The organism is Corynebacterium sp. CNJ-954, assembly GCF_001942345.1.
Classification (GTDB): Bacteria; Actinomycetota; Actinomycetes; order Mycobacteriales; family Mycobacteriaceae; genus Corynebacterium.
Window position 1 is genome coordinate 86810 of sequence record NZ_MKKI01000044.1, and the last position, 18813, is coordinate 105622.

14 protein-coding genes and 2 pseudogenes are annotated in these 18813 nt (G+C 67.8%); 7 read left to right on the top strand and 9 right to left on the bottom strand.

Annotated elements, in window-relative coordinates:
• Positions 1-59: 59 nt before the first annotated feature.
• The 5 genes from pgl to tkt all read right to left on the bottom strand — a co-directional run bounded on the left by pgl (position 60) and on the right by tkt (position 6698).
• Positions 60-863, bottom strand: coding sequence for a 6-phosphogluconolactonase (gene pgl / locus BJF89_RS15525; protein ID WP_075815985.1), 804 nt, complete (start codon positions 861-863; stop codon positions 60-62).
• A gap of 37 nt (positions 864-900) precedes the next feature.
• Positions 901-1911: a glucose-6-phosphate dehydrogenase assembly protein OpcA gene (locus BJF89_RS15530; RefSeq protein WP_075816106.1), complete on the bottom strand. Its 1011-nt coding sequence runs from the start codon at positions 1909-1911 to the stop codon at positions 901-903.
• On the bottom strand, positions 1911-3446 hold the full coding sequence (gene zwf, locus BJF89_RS15535; RefSeq protein ID WP_038548553.1) for a glucose-6-phosphate dehydrogenase: 1536 nt from the start codon (positions 3444-3446) through the stop codon (positions 1911-1913). The genes BJF89_RS15530 and zwf overlap by 1 nt, the downstream gene beginning before the upstream one ends.
• On the bottom strand, positions 3443-4537 hold the full coding sequence (gene tal / locus BJF89_RS15540) for a transaldolase (RefSeq protein ID WP_075815986.1): 1095 nt from the start codon (positions 4535-4537) through the stop codon (positions 3443-3445). Before tal ends, zwf begins: the two co-directional genes overlap by 4 nt.
• A 79-nt stretch (positions 4538-4616) precedes the next feature.
• Positions 4617-6698 (bottom strand): transketolase, encoded by a 2082-nt coding sequence (gene tkt, locus BJF89_RS15545; RefSeq protein ID WP_075815987.1) that lies wholly within the window; start codon positions 6696-6698, stop codon positions 4617-4619.
• Positions 6699-6976: 278 nt separating this feature from the next.
• On the opposite strand from tkt, the pseudogene BJF89_RS15550 reads away from it, so the two are divergent.
• A pseudogene (locus BJF89_RS15550) lies at positions 6977-7902 on the top strand (heme o synthase).
• A 263-nt stretch (positions 7903-8165) separates the two neighbouring features.
• Here the strand turns inward: BJF89_RS15550 and BJF89_RS15555 are convergent.
• The 4 genes from BJF89_RS15555 to mptB form a co-directional block, all read right to left on the bottom strand.
• The gene (locus BJF89_RS15555) at positions 8166-9209 is read right to left on the bottom strand and encodes a heme A synthase (protein WP_075816107.1); all 1044 of its coding nucleotides are present in this window, start codon (positions 9207-9209) and stop codon (positions 8166-8168) included.
• Between the two features lie 139 nt (positions 9210-9348).
• Complete coding sequence (locus BJF89_RS15560) at positions 9349-10149, bottom strand: ABC transporter permease (RefSeq protein ID WP_075815988.1); 801 nt, start codon at positions 10147-10149, stop codon at positions 9349-9351.
• Positions 10146-11078 carry an ABC transporter ATP-binding protein gene (locus BJF89_RS15565; RefSeq protein WP_075815989.1) on the bottom strand — a complete coding sequence of 311 codons (933 nt, stop codon included), beginning with the start codon at positions 11076-11078 and terminating at the stop codon, positions 10146-10148. The genes BJF89_RS15560 and BJF89_RS15565 overlap by 4 nt, the downstream gene beginning before the upstream one ends.
• Positions 11079-11104: 26 nt before the next feature.
• Positions 11105-12772, bottom strand: coding sequence for a polyprenol phosphomannose-dependent alpha 1,6 mannosyltransferase MptB (mptB, locus tag BJF89_RS15570; RefSeq protein WP_369803752.1), 1668 nt, complete (start codon positions 12770-12772; stop codon positions 11105-11107).
• 190 nt (positions 12773-12962) lie between these two features.
• Between mptB and BJF89_RS15575 the strand changes: the two genes are divergently transcribed.
• The 6 genes and pseudogenes from BJF89_RS15575 to sufU all read left to right on the top strand — a co-directional run bounded on the left by BJF89_RS15575 (position 12963) and on the right by sufU (position 18813).
• Positions 12963-13622, top strand: coding sequence for a metalloregulator ArsR/SmtB family transcription factor (locus BJF89_RS15575; protein ID WP_075815991.1), 660 nt, complete (start codon positions 12963-12965; stop codon positions 13620-13622).
• Between the two features lies 1 nt (position 13623).
• A complete protein-coding gene (gene sufB / locus BJF89_RS15580; protein ID WP_075815992.1) occupies positions 13624-15078 on the top strand; it encodes a Fe-S cluster assembly protein SufB in 1455 nt (484 codons plus the stop codon).
• A 3-nt stretch (positions 15079-15081) separates the two neighbouring features.
• Positions 15082-16275, top strand: a complete 1194-nt coding sequence (gene sufD, locus BJF89_RS15585; protein ID WP_075815993.1) for a Fe-S cluster assembly protein SufD — start codon at positions 15082-15084, stop codon at positions 16273-16275.
• A 47-nt stretch (positions 16276-16322) separates the two neighbouring features.
• The gene (sufC, locus tag BJF89_RS15590) at positions 16323-17087 is read left to right on the top strand and encodes a Fe-S cluster assembly ATPase SufC (RefSeq protein WP_038548577.1); all 765 of its coding nucleotides are present in this window, start codon (positions 16323-16325) and stop codon (positions 17085-17087) included.
• A gap of 6 nt (positions 17088-17093) precedes the next feature.
• A pseudogene (locus BJF89_RS15595) lies at positions 17094-18370 on the top strand (cysteine desulfurase).
• Positions 18367-18813, top strand: a complete 447-nt coding sequence (gene sufU / locus BJF89_RS15600) for a Fe-S cluster assembly sulfur transfer protein SufU (protein ID WP_075815994.1) — start codon at positions 18367-18369, stop codon at positions 18811-18813. The pseudogene BJF89_RS15595 and the gene sufU overlap by 4 nt, the downstream one beginning before the upstream one ends.

Below are 18813 nucleotides of genomic sequence, written 5' to 3' on the forward strand. Positions count from 1 at the left end.
ACGCGACGAAGGCCGCTCCCCGGGAAAAGGGGAGCGGCCTTCCGTCATGTCAGACCGTCTCAGCGGGGATCTGCCGCCGCGTCGACGTGCAGGACGGTGCGGCGGGCGCCGGACACCCCGGCGGCGGGCCACTGGGCAGGATCCGCACCGCTGACAACCTCACCGGCGGCCTCACGCTTGGCATCACCGGTGACCAGCAGCCAGACCTCCGTCGCCGTGTGTATCGCCTCGCGGGTCAGCGACACCCGCTCCGCCGGGGGCTTGGGGCAGTCACGCACGGCGACCACCAGCGTCCCGGGCTCCGGGGAGAGCTCAGCGGTATGCGGGAAGAGGGAGTTGACGTGCCCCTCCGGTCCCATACCCAGCAGATGCAGGTCGAAACCGTCAGGGGCGAACGCCGCCACGGCCTCGGCGTAGTCGACGGCGGCGGCATCGAGACGGGACCCGTCGGCGGGCTCGTCGTCACCGGGCACGGTCACGCGGTGGACGTTGGTCTCGGGAATGTCCACGTGGCTGAGCAGCTCGGCGTCGGCCAGCTCGTCGTTGCGGGCGGTGGCGCCGGTCGTGCCGAGGGGGACGAAACGTTCATCACCGAAGAAGACGTGCACTTTCGTCCAGTCGACGGCGGTGACGGGGAAAGAGTCCGCGGCGACGCGCGCCGCGTGGTCCAGAGCGGCGAGTTCCCGGAGTACCGCTCCACCGGCGCCACCACCGGTGAGCACGATCCGGGCGTAGCCGTCGTCGCTGACTCCACCGTCGCGCTGGACCTCGGCCAGCAGCTCGACGATCTGCCGGGCGACGCCCTGGGCAAGATCGTCGCCGGAGTCCCATCGTCTGACGTCGAGGCGGCGGGTGTCGCTCATCGGGCGCTCTCCTGTGCGGAGAAAGGGATCGAGGCACTCATGCCGTCCCGCGGGTCCGGACCCGTGGCAGGCCGTGCAGCGCCTGGCCGAAGGCACGGTCGGGTTCCAGATGCCGCAGCTCCTCGGCGAGACAGTCACCGACGTGGCGCCGGGAGAGGTTCACGGTCGTGTCCGTCCCCACACCGGTGCTCACCCGCACGGAGCGGTGGTTGACCACGGTGAGTTCCACCGTGCCCTCCGAGCAGTAGATGACGGTGCGCTGGATCGGCGACATCGGTTTCCCCTCGTCGTCGACCGGCACGGCGGGCGAACCGTCGGCACAGCGGGTGACCGGGACATTGAGACGGTCCGCGAGCCAACCGGCGGCGATGTCGACGGCCGGGTCATCGGCGGGCCCGGAGACCTCCGCGGACTGGATGGTGTCCCCGGCACGCTGGTCGAGCGCGCTGGACAGCAGCCCACGCCACGGGGTGATCCGGCTCCACACCAGGTCCGAGTCGCCCAGAGCGTAGCCGATACGGCGACGGAAGATCGCCTCGGTGCCCCGTCCCGCCGCAGCGTCGGCGAAGCTGTCGGTGATACGACGGGTCGCCAGGGCGCCCAGCGAATCGGCGGCCGGGTTCCGCGGGGAGGTGAACGGCCACCACACGACCACCGGGGTGTCCGGGAGCAGCAGGGGGGTGACCGCATTGTCCGCATGGTCGGCGAGCTCGCCGTGCAGCCGCATGAGGATCATCTCGGAGGCGCCGGCGGTGCCACCCAGGTGGATCGCGGCGTCCATGCTGACCTCGGTGGTCGACCGGTCGTGGACGACGAAGATGACGCGCGCGGGATGCTCCCGGGACGCCTCGACCGTGGCGTTGACGACGGTGTCGAGGTCCTCCTCGGACCGCACTGAGACGATGAGCGTCAGGACACGGCCGGTGGCGATCTCGCCGCGCTCTTCACGCAGCCGGTGCAGCTGGTCGGTCAGTTCGTGGGTGGTGGTGGTGCCCAGGTCGACGACCGCGGCGTGGTCGCCGGCGTCGGTGAATGTGGTCGATGGCATCAGGGACGCCTCCATTTCCTGCCGTGTCGGGACAGCATCCGGTCGGCGCCGGAGGGCCCCCAGGTACCGGACTCGTAGTCTTCGGGACGTCCTGCGGTGGCCCAGTAGTTCAGCACCGGGTCCAGGATCCGCCAGGACTCCTCGACCTCCTCGTTGGTGGGGAAGAGGCTGGCCTCGTCCAACAGTGCGTCGAGGATGAGACGCTCATAGGCTTCCGGCGACTGCTCGGTGAAAGCCTCGGAGTAGGAGAAGTCCATGTTGACGTCGCGGACGTCCATCGCCGAGCCGGGCACCTTCGAGCCGAAGCGCAGCAGCACACCTTCATCAGGCTGGACCCGGATGACCAGGACATTCGACTTCTGCGCCTCGGTCTGCTCCGGGCTGAAGGACTGGTGCGGGGCGTCCTTGAAGACCAGGGCGATCTCGGTGACCCGGCGCCCCAGCCGCTTGCCGGTGCGCAGGTGGAACGGCACGCCCGCCCACCGTCGTGAATTGATCTCGAAGGTGGCGGCGGCGTAGGTCTCCGTGGTGGAGGCGGGGTCGAAACCCTCCTCCTCACGGAGTCCGGGCACGTACTCCGAGCCCTGCCACCCGGCCGTGTACTGGCCCCGTGCGGTGGTCTGTGCGAACGGGCCGACCGGGCGCGTCGCCTTGAGGACCTTCAGTTTCTCCGCCTTGAGTTCATCGGGGGAGAAGGTCACCGGCTCGTCCATCGCCACCAGCGCGAGCAGCTGAAGCAGGTGGTTCTGCATCACGTCGCGGGCTGCGCCGATGCCGTCGTAGTAACCGGCCCGTCCGCCCAGGCCGATGTCCTCGGCCATGGTGATCTGCACGTGGTCGATGTAGCCGGAACTGAACAGCGGCTCGAACATCTGGTTGGCGAAACGCAGCACCAGGATGTTCTGGACGGTCTCCTTGCCCAGGTAGTGGTCGATCCGGAAGACCGAGGACTCCGGGAAGACGGAGTTGACGATGCGGTTGAGCTCGGTGGCCGAGTCCTCATCATGCCCGAAGGGCTTCTCGATGACCACGCGCTTCCAGCCGTCGGTGGAGTCCGCCAGCCCTGAACGCTCGAGCTGGTTGCAGACCTCCGAGAAGTACTGGGGCGGCACGGAGAGGTAGTAGGCCCAGTTGCCGCCGGTGCCCCGTTCCTCGTCCATCCGGCGGGTCATGGCCGCCAGGTCGTCGAAGGCGGAGTCGGTGACGAAATCTCCCTTGACGAACTGGATACCGGCGGCGAGCTGCTCCCAGACCGCCTGCCGCCAGGGGGTGCGCACCCGGTCACGCACCGCGTCGAGCACCTCGGCCTCGAACTCCTCCTTGGTCCAGTCGCGGCGTCCGTAACCGATGAGACTGAAGCCGGCGGGCAGCAGGCCTCGGTTGGCCAGGTCGTAGACCGCCGGCAGCAGCTTGCGGCGCGCAAGGTCACCGGTCACGCCGAAGATCACCAGGCCGCTGGGCCCGGCGATCCGCGGGACACGTCGGTCCGCGGAATCGCGGAGAGGGTTCTCCCACAGGGGGGACTCGGAACTCACAGACGCTCCCCGATGGTGTCGAGCAGCTCCTGCCAGGAGCTGACGAACTTGTCGACGCCCTCGTGCTCGAGCACGACGAAGACGTCGTTGAGGTCGACACCCAGGTCCTCCAGTGCGGCGAAGACCTCGCGGGCGTCGTCCCCGGTGCCGCTGAGGGTGTCACCGGAGACCGTGGCGTGGTCGATGGTGGCGTTGAGGGTGTCCTCCGGCATCGTGTTCACCGTCTGCGGGCCGACGAGACCGGTGACGTACAGGGTGTCGGGGTAGTCGGGGTTCTTGACGCCGGTGGACGCCCACAGGGGACGCTGCGGGTGGGCGCCCGCGGCCTCCAGCTCCTGCCAGCGTGAATCCTGCAGCAGGTCAACGGTGAACGCCTCATAGGCCAACCGGGCGTTGGCCAACCCCGCCTTGCCGCGCACCGCCAGGGCGGCCGCGGTGCCGATCTCGTCGAGCCGGCGGTCGATCTCGGTGTCGACGCGGGAGACGAAGAAGCTGGCGACGGAGTGGATCGTCGTGATGTCGTGTCCGTTGGCCTGTGCCTGGGTGATCCCCTCGATGAAGGCGTTGATGACCTGGCGGTAGCGGTCGACACTGAAGATCAGGGTGACGTTCACGCTGATCCCGGCGGCCAGCACCTCGGTGATCGCCGGCAGGCACGCCTCGGTGGCCGGGATCTTGATCATCACGTTGTCGCGTCCGACGTCCGCGTGCAGTTTCTTGGCCTGGGCCACCGTGGCCTCGCGGTCGTCGGCGAGCCGGGGGTCGACCTCGATCGAGACCCGTCCGTCGACGCCGTCGGAGGCCGAGTGGACCGCGGCGAAGGCGTCGCAGGCGTTGCGGACGTCCTCGACGGCCATGGCGAACACGGCGTCGGTGACGTCGGCGCCGGCGGCCTTGAGCTCGCCGACCTGGGCGTCGTAGGCGGTGCCGGCGGACATGGCCTTGCCGAAGATCGCCGGGTTGGTGGTGACCCCGACGATGCCGGAGTCGCTGATCAGCTCGGCGAGGTTACCGGTGGTGAGGCGGTCGCGGGACAGGTCGTCCAACCACACGGAGGTACCGGCGGCGGCGAGTTCGGTTACGTGGTTCACGGGTGTTCAACCAGCTTTCTGTACGTGGGGGTTTCTGAGGGTGTCAGAGACGTGGTGATGGTGGTGTGGGTGGTGTGGGTCAGAGGATCTCGCGTGCGGCGGCGGCGACGGCCTCGGCGGTGATGCCGAACTCGCGGTACAGCGTCTTGTAGTCGGCGGACGCGCCGAAGTGCTCCAGGGACACGTTTCGTCCCGCAGTACCGGTGTAGCCCTTCCACGGCATGGCGATACCGGCCTCGACGGACACCCGGGCGGTGACCGAGGAGGGGAGGACGGACTCGCGGTAGTCGGCGTCCTGCTGGTCGAACCATTCCATGCAGGGTACGGAGACCACGCGGGTCCCGATGCCCTCAGCCTCGAGCGCCGCAGCGGCCTCGACGGCGAGCTGAACCTCGGAACCCGACCCCATCAGGATGACCTGCGGGGTGTCGGTGGAGGACTCTGCCAGGACGTAGGCGCCGCGTGCGACGCCCTCAGCGGCCTTCTCCCGCGTGCCGTCGAGCACCGGCACACCCTGGCGGGTGAGCACGAGAGCCTTCGGCGCGGCCGGAGCCTTGAGCGCGGCGGTCCAGGCCTGCGCCGTCTCGTTGGCGTCCGCCGGACGGATCACCGAGAAGTTCGGGATCGCCCGCAGCGCCGCGAGATGCTCGACCGGCTGGTGGGTCGGGCCGTCCTCGCCCAACCCGATCGAGTCATGGGTCCAGACGTGGTACACGTCGCTGCTCATCAGGGCGCCCAGGCGCACCGCACCACGGGCGTAGTCCGAGAACTGCAGGAACGTCGCACCGTAGGGGCGGGTCGCGCCGTGCAGGGCGATACCGTTGAGGATCGCGGCCATACCGTGCTCACGGATACCGAAGTGCAGGTTACGCCCGTACGGGTGGGCGGACCAGGCGTCGGTGGAGATGGACTCCGGCCCGACGCTCTTGTCGCCCTTGATGATCGTGTTCGTGGAGCCGGCGAGGTCCGCGGACCCGCCCCACAGCTCGGGGAGGGTCGCACCCAGTGCCTGGAGTGCAGCCTCCGAGGCCTTCCGGGTCGCGAGATTGTCACCGGCGTCCCAGGACGGCAGGTCAGCGTCGAAGCCCTCCGGAAGCTCGCGGGCGGCGATACGGTCGTGCAGCGCACGGGCCTCGGGATTCTCCTCCGCCCAGGCGTCGAACTCGCTCTGCCACGCACTGTGTGCCTCACGGCCGCGGGCGACCAGTTCACGAGCGTGGTCGAAGACCTCCTTCTCGACGGGGAAGTCCTCGTCAGTGGGGAAGCCCAGTGCCTCCTTGACGGCGGCGACCTCATCGCCGCCGAGTGCGGCACCGTGCGCAGCGCCGGTGTTCATCTTCGTCGGGGCCGGGTAGCCGATCACCGAACGGACCCGGATGAAGCTCGGCCGGCCCGTGTCCGCCTTCGCCTGCTCGACGGCGTCGAGGATCGCCGTGACGTCCTCGGCGTTGACCTCGAGGGTCTGCCAGCCGTAGGCCTCGTAGCGGGCGACGACGTCCTCGCCGAAGGCGATGTCGGTGTTGTCCTCGATGGAGATGCTGTTGTCGTCCCAGAAGACGATGAGGTTGCCCAGCTGCTGGGTACCGGCGAAGGACGACGCCTCGGAGGTGACGCCCTCCTGCAGGTCGCCGTCGGAGGCGATGACGTAGATGTGGTGGTCGAAAGGCGACTCGCCCTCGGCGGCCTCCGGATCGAACAGGCCACGCTCACGACGGGACGCGACGGCCATCCCCACCGCCGACGCGAGACCCTGCCCCAGGGGACCGGTGGTGATCTCCACACCGTCGGTGTGACCGACCTCGGGGTGACCCGGGGTCTTCGACCCCCAGGTACGCAGGGCCTTGATGTCGTCCAATTCGAGCCCGAACCCACCGAGGTACAGCTGGATGTACTGCGTCAACGAACTGTGACCGGCGGACAGCACGAACCGGTCGCGGCCCGGCCAGTTGTGGTCCGACGGATCATGACGCATCACGCGCTGGTAGAGCGTGTAGGCCAGCGGGGCGAGGGACATCGCGGTACCGGGGTGCCCCGAACCGCACTTCTCCACAGCGTCGGCCGCGAGGACGCGGACAGTGTCCACTGCACGGGTGTCCAGCTCAGTCCAGTCATCCGGGTACTTCCGGACCGTGCGGGCTTCGAGGTCCTTGGGGAGTGTCACGCTGGGTAGCCTTCCTGTCGTCTGGGGACATAAGAGGACACGGGCGCAGTGACCACAGCTGGTCGCAGGACGCGGCCCGTGTAACCCGGACCAGTGTAGTGTCCCGAGGTCGACCGTGTCACTGGTGGATCGGGTGGCTCGCCGGTCGCCGGGACGGGGAACAACGGTTTTCGGTCCCACCACCGGCTCAGGTAACCTGTCCGTTTGGCAGATCCGTGGGGTTTCTGGCGTTCCAGTACCCACGGTGACCTATGGCGTTTATGGAGGCGGACTGACCGGTGGACAAGATCAAGGCGTATATCGCGCTGACGAAACCCCGAGTCATCGAGCTGCTGCTCGTCGCCGCCATCCCGTCGATGCTCCAGGCACAGCGGGGGGAGATCAACCTCGGGCTGATCCTGCTGACACTGGTCGGCGGGTGGATGGGCGCCGCGGCGGCCAACACCTTCAACATGGTCGCCGACTACGACATCGACCAGAAGATGCGCCGTACGCACCGTCGCCCCCTCGCCAAGCACACCGTCAACAAGACGGAGGCCAGGATCTTCGCCTGGTCGCTGACGATCGCCAGCGTGCTGTGGCTCGGATTCCTGTGCAGCTCGTGGCTGGCGGCCGGGTTCATCCTGCTGACCATCTGGTTCTACATCTTCGTCTACACCAAGTGGCTCAAGCGTCGGACCTGGCAGAACGTGATCTGGGGCGGAGCCGCAGGCTGCATGCCGGTGATGGTCGGCTGGGCCACCGTGACCGAGGCCAACGGAGGGTCCTTCAACGCGGGATGGGCGTCGTGGGGCCAGGCGCTGCTGCTGTTCCTCATCATCTTCTTCTGGACCCCGCCACACACCTGGGCCCTGGGCATGCGGTACCGCGAGGACTACGAGCCGCCGGCGTGCCGATGATGCCCGTCGTCAAACCACCGCTGGAGGTCACCCGCCAGATCCTCTGGTACACCTGGGCGACCGTGATCACCTCACTGCTGCTGGTTCCCGCCACCGGCTGGGTCTACGCCGTGGTGGCACTCCTCAGCGGCGCCTGGTTCATCCTGCGCGCCCATGGACTGCACAACGGGGTGAAGAAGGGGGTCAAGGTCAAGCCGATGAACCTCTTCTTCCTGTCCAACAACTACCTCTCCGTACTGTTCGTCGGTCTGTCCGTCGACGCCGTGCTCGGGCTGGAGACGGTCTCCGGAATGCTCGGCCTCTGAGGCTGAGCCGTCACCGTCCGTCCGCCCTGCAGCAGCGGATCCCAGCGAAACCCAGCGAAACCCCAGGGTGCCGCACACGTCTGAAATCACCCTGGGATTGCTACGTCAGCGGGTCTGCGCACAATGACATCCGCCCCGGCGCCCCGGATCGACGTTCCAGGGTGGCTCCACCCCCGTGCGACCACCCTGCAGTTACCGTCCCAGGATTCCCCAGCCCCAGTCCAGTTCCCGCTCCAGCCCCCCCCGAGAGAGTGGCGCCGTGATCAGCTGGCCGCTGCAGCGTTCTCGCTGACGGCGTCCTCGACGTCGTAGTCGCGGTCGGCTGCAGACTCCCCGCGCCGGAAGCGCATCGCCCAGAGAAGACCGGTCGCCGCCGTGACGATGGCCGAGCCGACCACGTGCAGTGGCACGGTCCAGCGGGGGACACCCAGGTTGTACTGGACGACCCCGACGATGCCCTGCACGATGATCCCGGCGATCAGCACCAGGGCCGCCGTCTTGATCCGACGGTCCACGTGCACGGCCAGCAGGCCCGCCAGCAGGCCGATCGTGATGCCCATGTAGAGGTACATCGCGTGGGCATGCATGTTCGCGATCTCGAAGAGGGCGATCTGCAGGCGGTCGCCCTCCTTGATGGCCTCGTCCCCGGCATGCGGGCCGGAACTGGTGGTCATGGTGCCGGTCACCAGGGTCACGGCCAGCCCCAGCGCCGAGCCCCACGTCGCCCACCGCAGCGGCTTCGGCATGGTCGCCCGGCGGGGGGCGTCGTCGTCCTCACCGATCTTGACCACCATCACCGCGGCGAAGAACACGAGCACCATGGACGGCAGGAAGTGCGCCATCACGATCCACCACGCCAGGTCCAGGTGCACCGTGATACCGCCGATGACCGCCTGCGCGATGATGCCGATCCCCTGGAGGAAGGCGATGTGCAGGATGGTGTTTCGCCGAGCGGCCCGCAGGACGGCGAGGAAGGCCACCAGCGCGGCGATGATGAGCACGAAGGTGAGCATGCGGTTGCCGAACTCGATGGCCTGGTGGATGCCCGGTGTCGTCCCGGACTCCGGGACCAGGGACCCTGGGTGGCACTGGGGCCAGGTCGGGCACCCCAGCCCGGAACCGGTGACGCGGACGAGGGCACCGGTGAAGGTGATCCCGCCCTGGCACACCATCAGGATGACGGCGTACAGCCGCTGACGACGCACGGTGGGCACGGGGGTCCGGGCGCACAGCACCAGGATCGCGGTGTAGAGCCGGAGGAAGAACCGGTTGACCGGGTGGGTGGTGGTGAACACCCGCTCGCGCATCCGGATCAGGGTGGTGTCTCTCACCCTGGGTGCGGGGGCCGGGTTTTCACTGGCCGTCGGGCTGTCGTCCTGGGTTTTCTGCGAGACCATCACGGTCGTCCAGTCTATCGCTCCCGGGCACGCCGCCCGTAATCAGCGATCAGTCGTCGTCCATGGTGAAGGAGAAGAACCGCACCGCCAGCGCACCTCCGACCGCGCCCCAGGCGGCCAGGATCACAAGCGCCGTGAGGTTCAGCGTCCCGGAGGCGGCGTCGACCAGGCCGTCGGTCAGTGCCACGGACGGCAGCGCCCGCAGGACAGCATGCACCGGGCCGGGGATGTCGGTGTCCAGGGCAGTCAGGACGGCGGCACCCATCAGGACGAACCAGATGGTGTTGCCCAGTGCCAGGACCAGTTCGGAGCTCAGCGTCCCGCCGAGCAGCAGGCCGAGCGAGGTGAAGGTGGCGATGCCGACCAGGATGAACACCAGTGCCGGCAGGGCACCTGCCGCGCTCGGCGTCCATCCGAGCACCAGGGCCACGAGCGTCAGGACGACGAGCTGGACGAGAACGGCGGCCCCGACGGCCATGACCTTTCCGCTGATCAGGATCCGACGGGGGACGCCACAGGCGCCGATACGCTTCAGGGCGCCGTAGCGACGGTCGAAGGCCACGGCGATCGCCTGGCCGGTGAACCCCGCACTCATCAACGCGATCCCCACCGTCATCGGGTAGACCTGCTGCACCGGGTCGTCCAACGGAACCATCGGGATCAGACTCAGTGCGATCAGCAACCCCAGCGGGATCACCAGCGACAGCAGCTGCTGCTCACCGTGGCGCAGGAACAGGAGGGTCTCGATCCTGGCCTGGGCCAGGAGCATGCGTCCGGTGGGCGCCTGGCGGGGGCGGGGGGTGAACTGCCCGGGGGTGAAACGCCCCGTGGTCTGTCGGGACCGGTTCATGCCCGGATCTCCCTTCCGGTGATGTCGAGGAAAACACTCTCGAGACTGCGCTGATCGACCTCCAGTGAGGTGACGAGCACCTCCTGGCGGGCCGCTTCTGCGATGATCTCGCTGATCAGCGCCGGAGTGACGGTCGCGGAGACCGAGACCAGGGTCGGACGGGTGACCGACACCGTGGCACCCAGCGGGGCCAGTCGGGCGGCCATCGCGTCGAGATCGACCTCCCGGTCGGTGGTCACCGCCACCCGGGGGTCGGCACTGCTGGTGAGTTCGCTGATCGTCCCCTGCGCCACCGCCTGGCCGTGGTCGATGATCACGACCTGGTCGGCCAGCGCCTCCGCCTCGTCCATCAGGTGGGTGGTGAGGACCACCGACACCCCGTCATTCCGCAGCGCTGAGATCAGGTCCCACACCGCCAGGCGTGACTGCGCGTCCAGCCCGGCGGTGGGTTCATCGAGGAAGACGAGTTCGGGACGCCCCACCAGGGCCAGTGCCAGGGAGAGACGCTGCTGCTGCCCGCCGGACAGACGGCGGTAGTTGGCCTTCTCATGGCCGCTGAGCCCGACCGTCTCCAACAGCCACGCCGGGTCCAGCGGGTCTGCCGAGTAGGACGCGGCGAGTTCGAGCATCTCGCCGACGCGGATCCCCGGGTAGGCCCCGCCGCCCTGGAGCATCACCCCGATACGTCCCCGCAGCCGGTCGGTGTCCTGGCTGGGATCGGTGCCGAGCACCTCGACGGTGCCTTCGTCGGGCACGAGGAATCCCTCGCACATCTCGACGGTCGTCGTCTTCCCGGCTCCGTTGGGGCCGAGGAGCGCGAGCACCTCGGCCTGTCCGACCGTCAGGTCGAGACCGTTGACCGCGGTGACGTCCCCGTACCGTTTGACGACGCCCCGCAAGCGGAGTGCAGATCGACTGCCCGCGTCCATCCCTGCGCTAACCACGGTCCCAGAGTCTAGCCGGTGGTCTTCCGGCGTTGGTAAAGCAGCCAGCCGATGATGATGAACACCACCGAGAACAACGCCGACATCAGGTACATCACCGACACGGTCGACGGGGGGAGGTTCAGGCCCCTGGGCAGGATGAAGTAGCTGAGGATCACCGAGTACGCCACGACCGCCACCCGGAAGGTGCTGCGGTTGGCCCACGCCGCCAGCGGCATGACCGCCCAGAGCACGTACCACGGGTGGACCACCGGAAAGAACACCACGAGGAAGAAGGTGGCCACGCCCAGTCCACCGACGGGGTGGACCCGACCGCGGAACGAGGCCCACAGCATACGCACCACCCAGAAGCCGCCGATCAGCAGACCGATCATCCGGGCGGTCGACAGCGCCGCGTCCGTGTGGTCGCCCAGTCCCAGCCACGATCCGCTGTTCGCGGTGAGCAGCCCGATGTCGGTGGTCACCGACATCCAGCTGATCACCTCGGTCGCACCGCCCTGGACCAGGATCCATCCGAAGCCCAGGCCGGTCCCCAGGGAGACGGCAACGACCACCGCGGCCGTCCCGACGGCGTACACCAGCGCCGCGGCGACCAGGTCGCGGAACCGTCCGCCGAGATACCGGGCGAGGGCGACACCCACGAAGCCGAGCGCCAGGAATGCGGTGACCTTCACCATCCCTGCCGCGCTGATCAGGACGACGCCGGCCGCTCCCCACAGCCAGCGTCGGGACACGGAGTCGCGGCCCGGGTCCACGGCACGCAGTCCGCACTCCACCCCGGCGAGGAGCAGTCCCATCATGATCGCCTCGTTGTGGACGCCCGCCACCAGGTGCAGGTACACCAGCGGGTTCAGGATCCCGAGCCACAGGGCCGCCTGCGGCTGCACACCGCAGCGTCGTGCCAGCCGGACGACCGCCCAGGCGGCGACGAATACCCCGGCCACCGAGATCAACCGGTGGATGATCACCCCGGCGGCGATGACGTCCCCGGTCAGTTTCGAGATGACCGCCGCCATGCCGACGGCCACCGGACCGTAGGGGGCGGGGGAGTGCGACCACTCGAACGGGACGGACCGGGCGAGGTCATTGTCCACCCCGAGCAGGTCGACCGGTCCGGCGGAGTAGGGGTCCATCCCCTGGGCGGCTATCGAGCCCTGGGCGAGATAGGAGTAGATGTCCTGGGTGAACATCGGGGCCGTCACCAGCAGTGGAAGCACCCAGAGCACACCGACGCGGACCAGTGAGGCCATGGGCAGCAGGGGAGAGGACGCGTCCCTGGAGGGCACACAGTACCGCCAGAGCAGCAGCCAGCCCACGATCAGCAGACTGATGCCGACGAACACCGCGACGGTGGTGGTGTGCAGCATGCGGGAGAGGAAACCACTCACCGGCAGCGACCACAGTGAGTTGCCGACGACCGGGAGCGCCCCTGCACCGACCCCGCCCACACCGATCAGGACCGATCCCACGATCCCGGTGAAGATCCCGAGCCGCAGCCGCAGCAGTTCCGCACCCGTGAAAGGCCGTGCGGTCCCGACGGGACTGTCGGTGTGCAGCAGGGCACTGCGCGAGCCGGCGGTGCCGATGTTGGGCAGGAGACCGAACATGCCCCCGAAGCCGCGGGTCCGTCGACCTCCGTCGGCGGCGACGGTGCTGTCTGAGGGGGGTGGCTGGGTCACACCGGCATTCTACGGGCCGGGGTGTCCGCGGCGGGCAGGACACCCGTCTGTTGCGAAAATGCTGGGTTCGGTAGAGCAGAGAAACAACAGGTCAGCCTGCCCTTATTAGACAACGGGAATGATTTACGCGACACTCGTGTTGTCTAATCATGACCCGCTGTCACAACTGTCGTCGAGGAGGGAACAGCTCATGAGCGAACGGGACACCCGCCGTGAAGTTCTGGCGCAGATCCTCCGGAACGGTCCGGTCAGTGCCACCGACATCAGTGAGGCGCTCGGCCTGAGCGCCGCCGGTGTCCGTCGGCACCTCGACAACATCGTCTCCGACGGACTCGCCGAGACCGTCGAGGCGCCCCGGTCCGTCGGAGGGCGCACCCGCGGTCGCCCGGCCAGGCTGTACCGGTTGACCGACGCCGGACGAGGACGTTTCGGCCATGATTACGACACACTCGCGCTCCTGGCCCTCCGAGCCCTCCGGGAGACGGGCGGTGATGACGCGGTCGCCGAATTCGCCGACCAGCGGATGCAGGACCTGTTCGGGTCAGTCGACGACTCCGTCCCGGAGACCGTCGTGGACCGGGCGGAACGCATCGCCGAGGCGTTGACCGACCGCGGCTACGCCGCCACGGTCGACGAGGCGGCGACCGGCGTCCAGATCTGCCGTCACCATTGCCCGATCCAGGATGTCGCCCACGAGTTCCCCGAACTCTGCGCGGCGGAGCACCGGGTGGTCACCGAACTCCTCGGCCACCACACCCAGCCGCTGGCGACGATCGCCGACGGTAACGGCATCTGCACGACACATATCCCGCTGACCACAATCCACCCTTCATCCACGAAGGAGAGCTGACATGACTCAAGCTGCACAATTACCCGACAACAAGGCCCAGAACGCGCCGAAGACCGATGACGAGATCATCGACTCCATCGGCGCATACGGCTACGGCTGGCACGACTCCGACGCCGCCGGCGCCGCTGCCGAGCGAGGCTTGTCAGAGGCCGTCGTCCGGGACATCTCGGCCAAGAAGAACGAGCCCGAGTGGATGCTCGAGCGCCGTCTCAAGGCCCTGAGCACCTTCGACCGCAAGCCGATGCCGACCTGGGGCGCCGACCTCGACGGCATCGACTTCGACAACATCAAGTACTTCGTCCGGTCGACCGAGAAGCAGGCCCAGACGTGGGAGGACCTGCCCGACGACATCAAGGAGACCTACGACAAGCTCGGCATCCCCGAGGCGGAGAAGCAGCGACTGGTCGCCGGTGTCGCCGCCCAGTACGAGTCTGAGGTCGTCTACCACCAGATCCGTGAGGACCTGGAGAGCCAGGGAGTGATCTTCCTGGACACCGACACCGCGCTCAAGGAGTACCCCGAGCTGTTCAAGGAGCACTTCGGCACGGTCATCCCGGCGGGCGACAACAAGTTCTCCGCCCTGAACACCGCCGTGTGGTCCGGTGGCTCGTTCATCTACGTGCCCAAGGGTGTGCACGTGGACATCCCGCTGCAGGCCTACTTCCGGATCAACACCGAGAACATGGGCCAGTTCGAGCGCACGCTCATCATCGTCGACGAGGACGCCTACGTCCACTACGTCGAGGGCTGCACCGCCCCGATCTACAAGTCGGACTCCCTGCACTCCGCCGTGGTGGAGATCGTCGTGAAGAAGGGTGGCCGGTGCCGCTACACGACCATCCAGAACTGGTCGAACAACGTCTACAACCTCGTCACCAAGCGCACGCGCGCCGAAGAGGGCGCCACCATGGAGTGGGTCGACGGCAACATCGGCTCCAAGGTCACCATGAAGTACCCGGCTGTCTGGATGACCGGACCGCACGCCAAGGGTGAGGTCCTCTCCGTCGCCTTCGCCGGCGAGAACCAGGTGCAGGACACCGGCGCGAAGATGGTGCACATGGCGCCGTACACCTCCAGCAACATCGTCTCGAAGTCGGTGGCCCGCTCCGGTGGTCGTGCCGCCTACCGCGGCCTGGTCCAGATCAACAAGGAGGCCCACCACTCCAAGGCGAACGTGGAGTGTGACGCCCTCCTGGTCGACTCGATCTCGCGGTCGGACACGTACCCGTACAACGACATCCGCAACGACCACGTCACCCTCGGTCACGAGGCCACCGTCTCCCAGGTGTCCGAGGACCAGCTGTTCTACCTCATGAGCCGGGGGCTCGAGGAGGACGAGGCGATGGCGATGATCGTCCGCGGCTTCGTCGAGCCCATCGCCAAGGAGCTCCCGATGGAGTACGCCCTGGAGCTCAACCGCCTGATCGAACTGCAGATGGAAGGATCGGTGGGTTAACCGATGACCACTCCCGTAACAACCCCGGCGACCACCCCCGCCAACAGCATGCCCACCAAGGGCGACCGGTTCCAGTCCGCCGACCCGGCGGCATTCCCGGTCCCGCACGGCAAGGACGAGGACTGGCGTTTCACCCCGCTGCGCCGTCTGCGCGGCCTCGAGGACACCTCGGCAGGGAAGGCGGCCCCGGCTGCCCGCCCGACCGTCACCGTGGACACCGGTGACCAGGCCGGTGTGAGCTACACCGAGCTCGCCATGGACGACGAGCGCACCGGCCGCGCCGGACTTCCCGTCGACCGCCCCGCCGCCGAGGCGTGGGTCAACAGCACCGTGGCCGACCACGTGCTCGTGGCGAAAGACACTGTCCTCGATGCACCGGTCATCGTCACGCTCACCGGCTCCGGTGACGACGTGACCACCTACGGCACGACCGTCATCGAGCTCGAGGCGCATGCGGAGGCCATCGTCGTCCTGCGCTACCAGGGCGAGGGGGTCCACTCCGACAACCTCGAGTTCGTCGTCGGCGACGGTGCCCGCCTGACCACCGTGGTGTGGGAGGACTGGGGCCGTACCGCGGTACACCTGTCCAACTCGCACATCCTCGTCGGCAGGGACGCGACGGTGCGACACACCGTGGCGACCTTCGGCGGCGACGTCGTGCGCTCCGTCCCGCACGTCCGGTTCACCGGCCCCGGCGGGGACGCGGAACTGCTTGGCGTCTCCTTCGCCGACGCCGGGCAGTACTTCGAGCAGCGCCTGCTGGTCGACCACAGCGAGCCGAACTGCCGTTCCAACGTGCTGTACAAGTCCGCGCTGCAGGGCGAGACCGGACGCCACGGCTCCGAAGCCCGCACCGTGTGGATCGGCGACGTGCTGATCCGTCCCGAGGCGACCGGCACGGACACCTACGAGACGAACAAGAATCTCGTACTCACCGAGGGCGCACGCGCCGACGCCGTGCCGAACCTGGAGATCCAGACCGGTGAGATCGTCGGTGCCGGTCACGCCGCCACCGTCGGACGCTTCGACGACGAGCACATGTTCTACCTGAAGTCCCGCGGCATCTCCGACGAAGAGGCCCGCCGACTGATCATCCGAGGCTTCTTCACCGACGTCATCCGCCGCGTCCCGGTCGTGAGCATCCGCGAGAACCTCGAGGACGTCGTCGAACAGGAACTCGCGAACACCGTCCTCTGATCCAGCTGAACAGTCTCCACCCCACCGTAAGGAACAACGAACACACAATGAGCACTCTCGAGATCAAGAACCTCCACGCACAGGTGGTCCCCCAGGACGAGAACGAGGATCCCAAGCCGATCCTCCACGGCGTCAACCTCACCGTGAACTCCGGTGAGACCCACGCCATCATGGGCCCGAACGGCTCCGGCAAGTCCACCCTGTCCTACGCGATCGCCGGGCACCCCCGGTACGAGATCACCGAGGGCGAGGTCCTCCTCGACGGCGAGAACCTGCTGGACATGGACGTCTCCGAGCGCGCCCGCGCCGGACTCTTCCTCGCCATGCAGTACCCGGTGGAGGTCCCCGGGGTCTCCATGGCCAACTTCCTGCGCTCCGCGGCCACCGCCGTGCGCGGCGAGGCCCCGAAGCTGCGCCAGTGGGTCAAGGAAGCACGCACCGCCATGGACGAGCTGGAGATCGACCCGGCCTTCTCCGAGCGGTCCGTCAACGAGGGGTTCTCCGGCGGCGAGAAGAAGCGCCACGAGATCCTGCAGCTGTCCCTGCTGAAGCCGAAGTTCGCCATCCTCGACGAGACCGACTCCGGTCTGGACGTCGACGCCCTGCGCACCGTCTCGGAGGGCATCAACCGCTACAAGGAACGCGAGGACGGTGGCCTGATCATGATCACCCACTACCAGCGCATCCTGAACTACGTGAAGCCCGACTTCGTCCATGTCTTCGCCAAGGGACGTGTCGTCGAGTCCGGCGGCCCCGAGCTCGCCCAGGAACTCGAGGAGCACGGCTACGAGCGATTCACCGCAAAGGCCTGATAACGAATGACCCCACTGGACACCGCCGCCATCAGGGCGGACTTCCCGATCCTGTCACGCACGGTACGGGACGGTCGTCCACTCGTGTACCTGGATTCCGGTGCGACCGCGCAACGGCCGCTCCAGGTCCTCGACGCCGAGCGGACTTTCCTCACGGAGCACAACGCCCCGGTCCACCGTGGTGCCTACGAGATCGCCGAGGAGGCGACCGACTCCTACGAGACTGCACGCGACGCCGTCGCACGGTTCGTCGGTGCTGCCGACGAGGAGATCGCGTTCACCAAGAACGCGACGGAGGCACTCAACGAGGTCGCCTTCATGCTGGGCGACCCGCGTGCGGGTGACCTGGCGGTCGGCCCGGGCGACGAGATCGTCATCTCGGAGATCGAGCACCACGCCAACCTCGTGCCGTGGCAGGAACTCGCGCAACGCACGGGCGCCACGCTGCGGTGGTACTCGGCCACCCCCGACGGGCGCATCGACCTCGACAGCTCGAACTCTCCGGGCGCACCAAGGTCGTCGCACTGAGCCACCAGTCCAACGTGACCGGTGCCCAGCTCGACGTCGTGGAGGCCGTACGCCGTGCCCGGGCTGTCGGTGCCCTCTTCGTCCTGGACGCGTGCCAGTCCGTGCCGCACATGCCGGTGGATTTCCACGCCCTGGACGTCGACTTCGCCGCATTCTCCGGGCACAAGATGCTCGGTCCCAACGGCGTCGGCGTGCTCTACGGCAAGTCACACCTGTTGGAGAGCCTGCCGCCGTTCCTCACCGGTGGGTCGATGATCGAGATCGTCACCATGGAGAAGACGACCTACGCGGCCCCTCCGCAGCGTTTCGAGGCCGGGACCCAGATGACCTCACAGGTCGTCGGTCTGGGTGCCGCCGTCGAGTACCTGCAGAAGATCGGCATGGACAACGTTGCCGCGCATGAGCACGACCTCACCGGCTACGCCCTCGAGCGGCTGTCCACGGTGGAGGGTCTGCGGATCATCGGACCGACCGACAACGTGGACCGTGGTTCCGCAGTCAGCTTCGTCGTCGACGGAATCCACCCGCACGACCTCGGACAGGTTCTCGACGACAACGGCGTGTGCATCCGGGTGGGTCACCACTGTGCCTGGCCGGCGCACCGCGCCCTCGGCGTCCAGGCGACGGCCCGCGCCAGCTTCTACCTGTACAACACCACCGACGAGGTCGACGCGCTGGTCGACGCCGTCCGTGCCGCCCAGCGGTTCTTCGGTACCGTCGCCGAGGAGGACCAGAACGTGAGGCAGCCCCAGTGAAACTTGAGCAGATGTACCAGGAGGTCATCCTGGACCACTACAAGCATCCGCAGCACGCGGGACTCCGGACGCCGTTCAACGCCGAGGTCCACCACGTGAACACCTCCTGCGGCGACGAGGTCACCCTGCGTGTCACGTTGTCGGACGACCTGGGCACGGTCACCGACATCTCCTACGACGCCACGGGATGCTCGATCAGCCAGGCCGCCACGTCGGTGATGGCTGAGGAGCTCACCGGCCTGAGTGTGCCCGAGGCCATGGCGAAACTGGCGGAGTTCGAGAAGATGGTGACCTCCCGCGGCACCGTCGAGGGTGACGAGGACGTCATCGGCGACGGCGTGGCCTTCGCCGGCGTATCCAAGTACCCCGCCCGCGTGAAGTGCGCACTGCTGGGGTGGAAGGCCTTCGAGGCCGCCACGAGCGAGTCAACCAACAAGAAGTAA

Bases quoted from the DNA above. Each gene is read 5' to 3' on its own strand.
- BJF89_RS15555 (WP_075816107.1), bottom strand. From the start codon at position 9,209: ATGCGCGAGCGGGTGTTCACCACCACCCACCCGGTCAACCGGTTCTTC.
- sufD (WP_075815993.1), top strand. From the start codon at position 15,082: ATGACCACTCCCGTAACAACCCCGGCGACCACCCCCGCCAACAGCATG.
- BJF89_RS15560 (WP_075815988.1), bottom strand. From the start codon at position 10,149: ATGAACCGGTCCCGACAGACCACGGGGCGTTTCACCCCCGGGCAGTTC.
- sufC (WP_038548577.1), top strand. From the start codon at position 16,323: ATGAGCACTCTCGAGATCAAGAACCTCCACGCACAGGTGGTCCCCCAG.
- pgl (WP_075815985.1), bottom strand. From the start codon at position 863: ATGAGCGACACCCGCCGCCTCGACGTCAGACGATGGGACTCCGGCGAC.
- BJF89_RS15565 (WP_075815989.1), bottom strand. From the start codon at position 11,078: ATGGACGCGGGCAGTCGATCTGCACTCCGCTTGCGGGGCGTCGTCAAA.
- sufB (WP_075815992.1), top strand. From the start codon at position 13,624: ATGACTCAAGCTGCACAATTACCCGACAACAAGGCCCAGAACGCGCCG.
- BJF89_RS15575 (WP_075815991.1), top strand. From the start codon at position 12,963: ATGAGCGAACGGGACACCCGCCGTGAAGTTCTGGCGCAGATCCTCCGG.
- BJF89_RS15530 (WP_075816106.1), bottom strand. From the start codon at position 1,911: ATGCCATCGACCACATTCACCGACGCCGGCGACCACGCCGCGGTCGTC.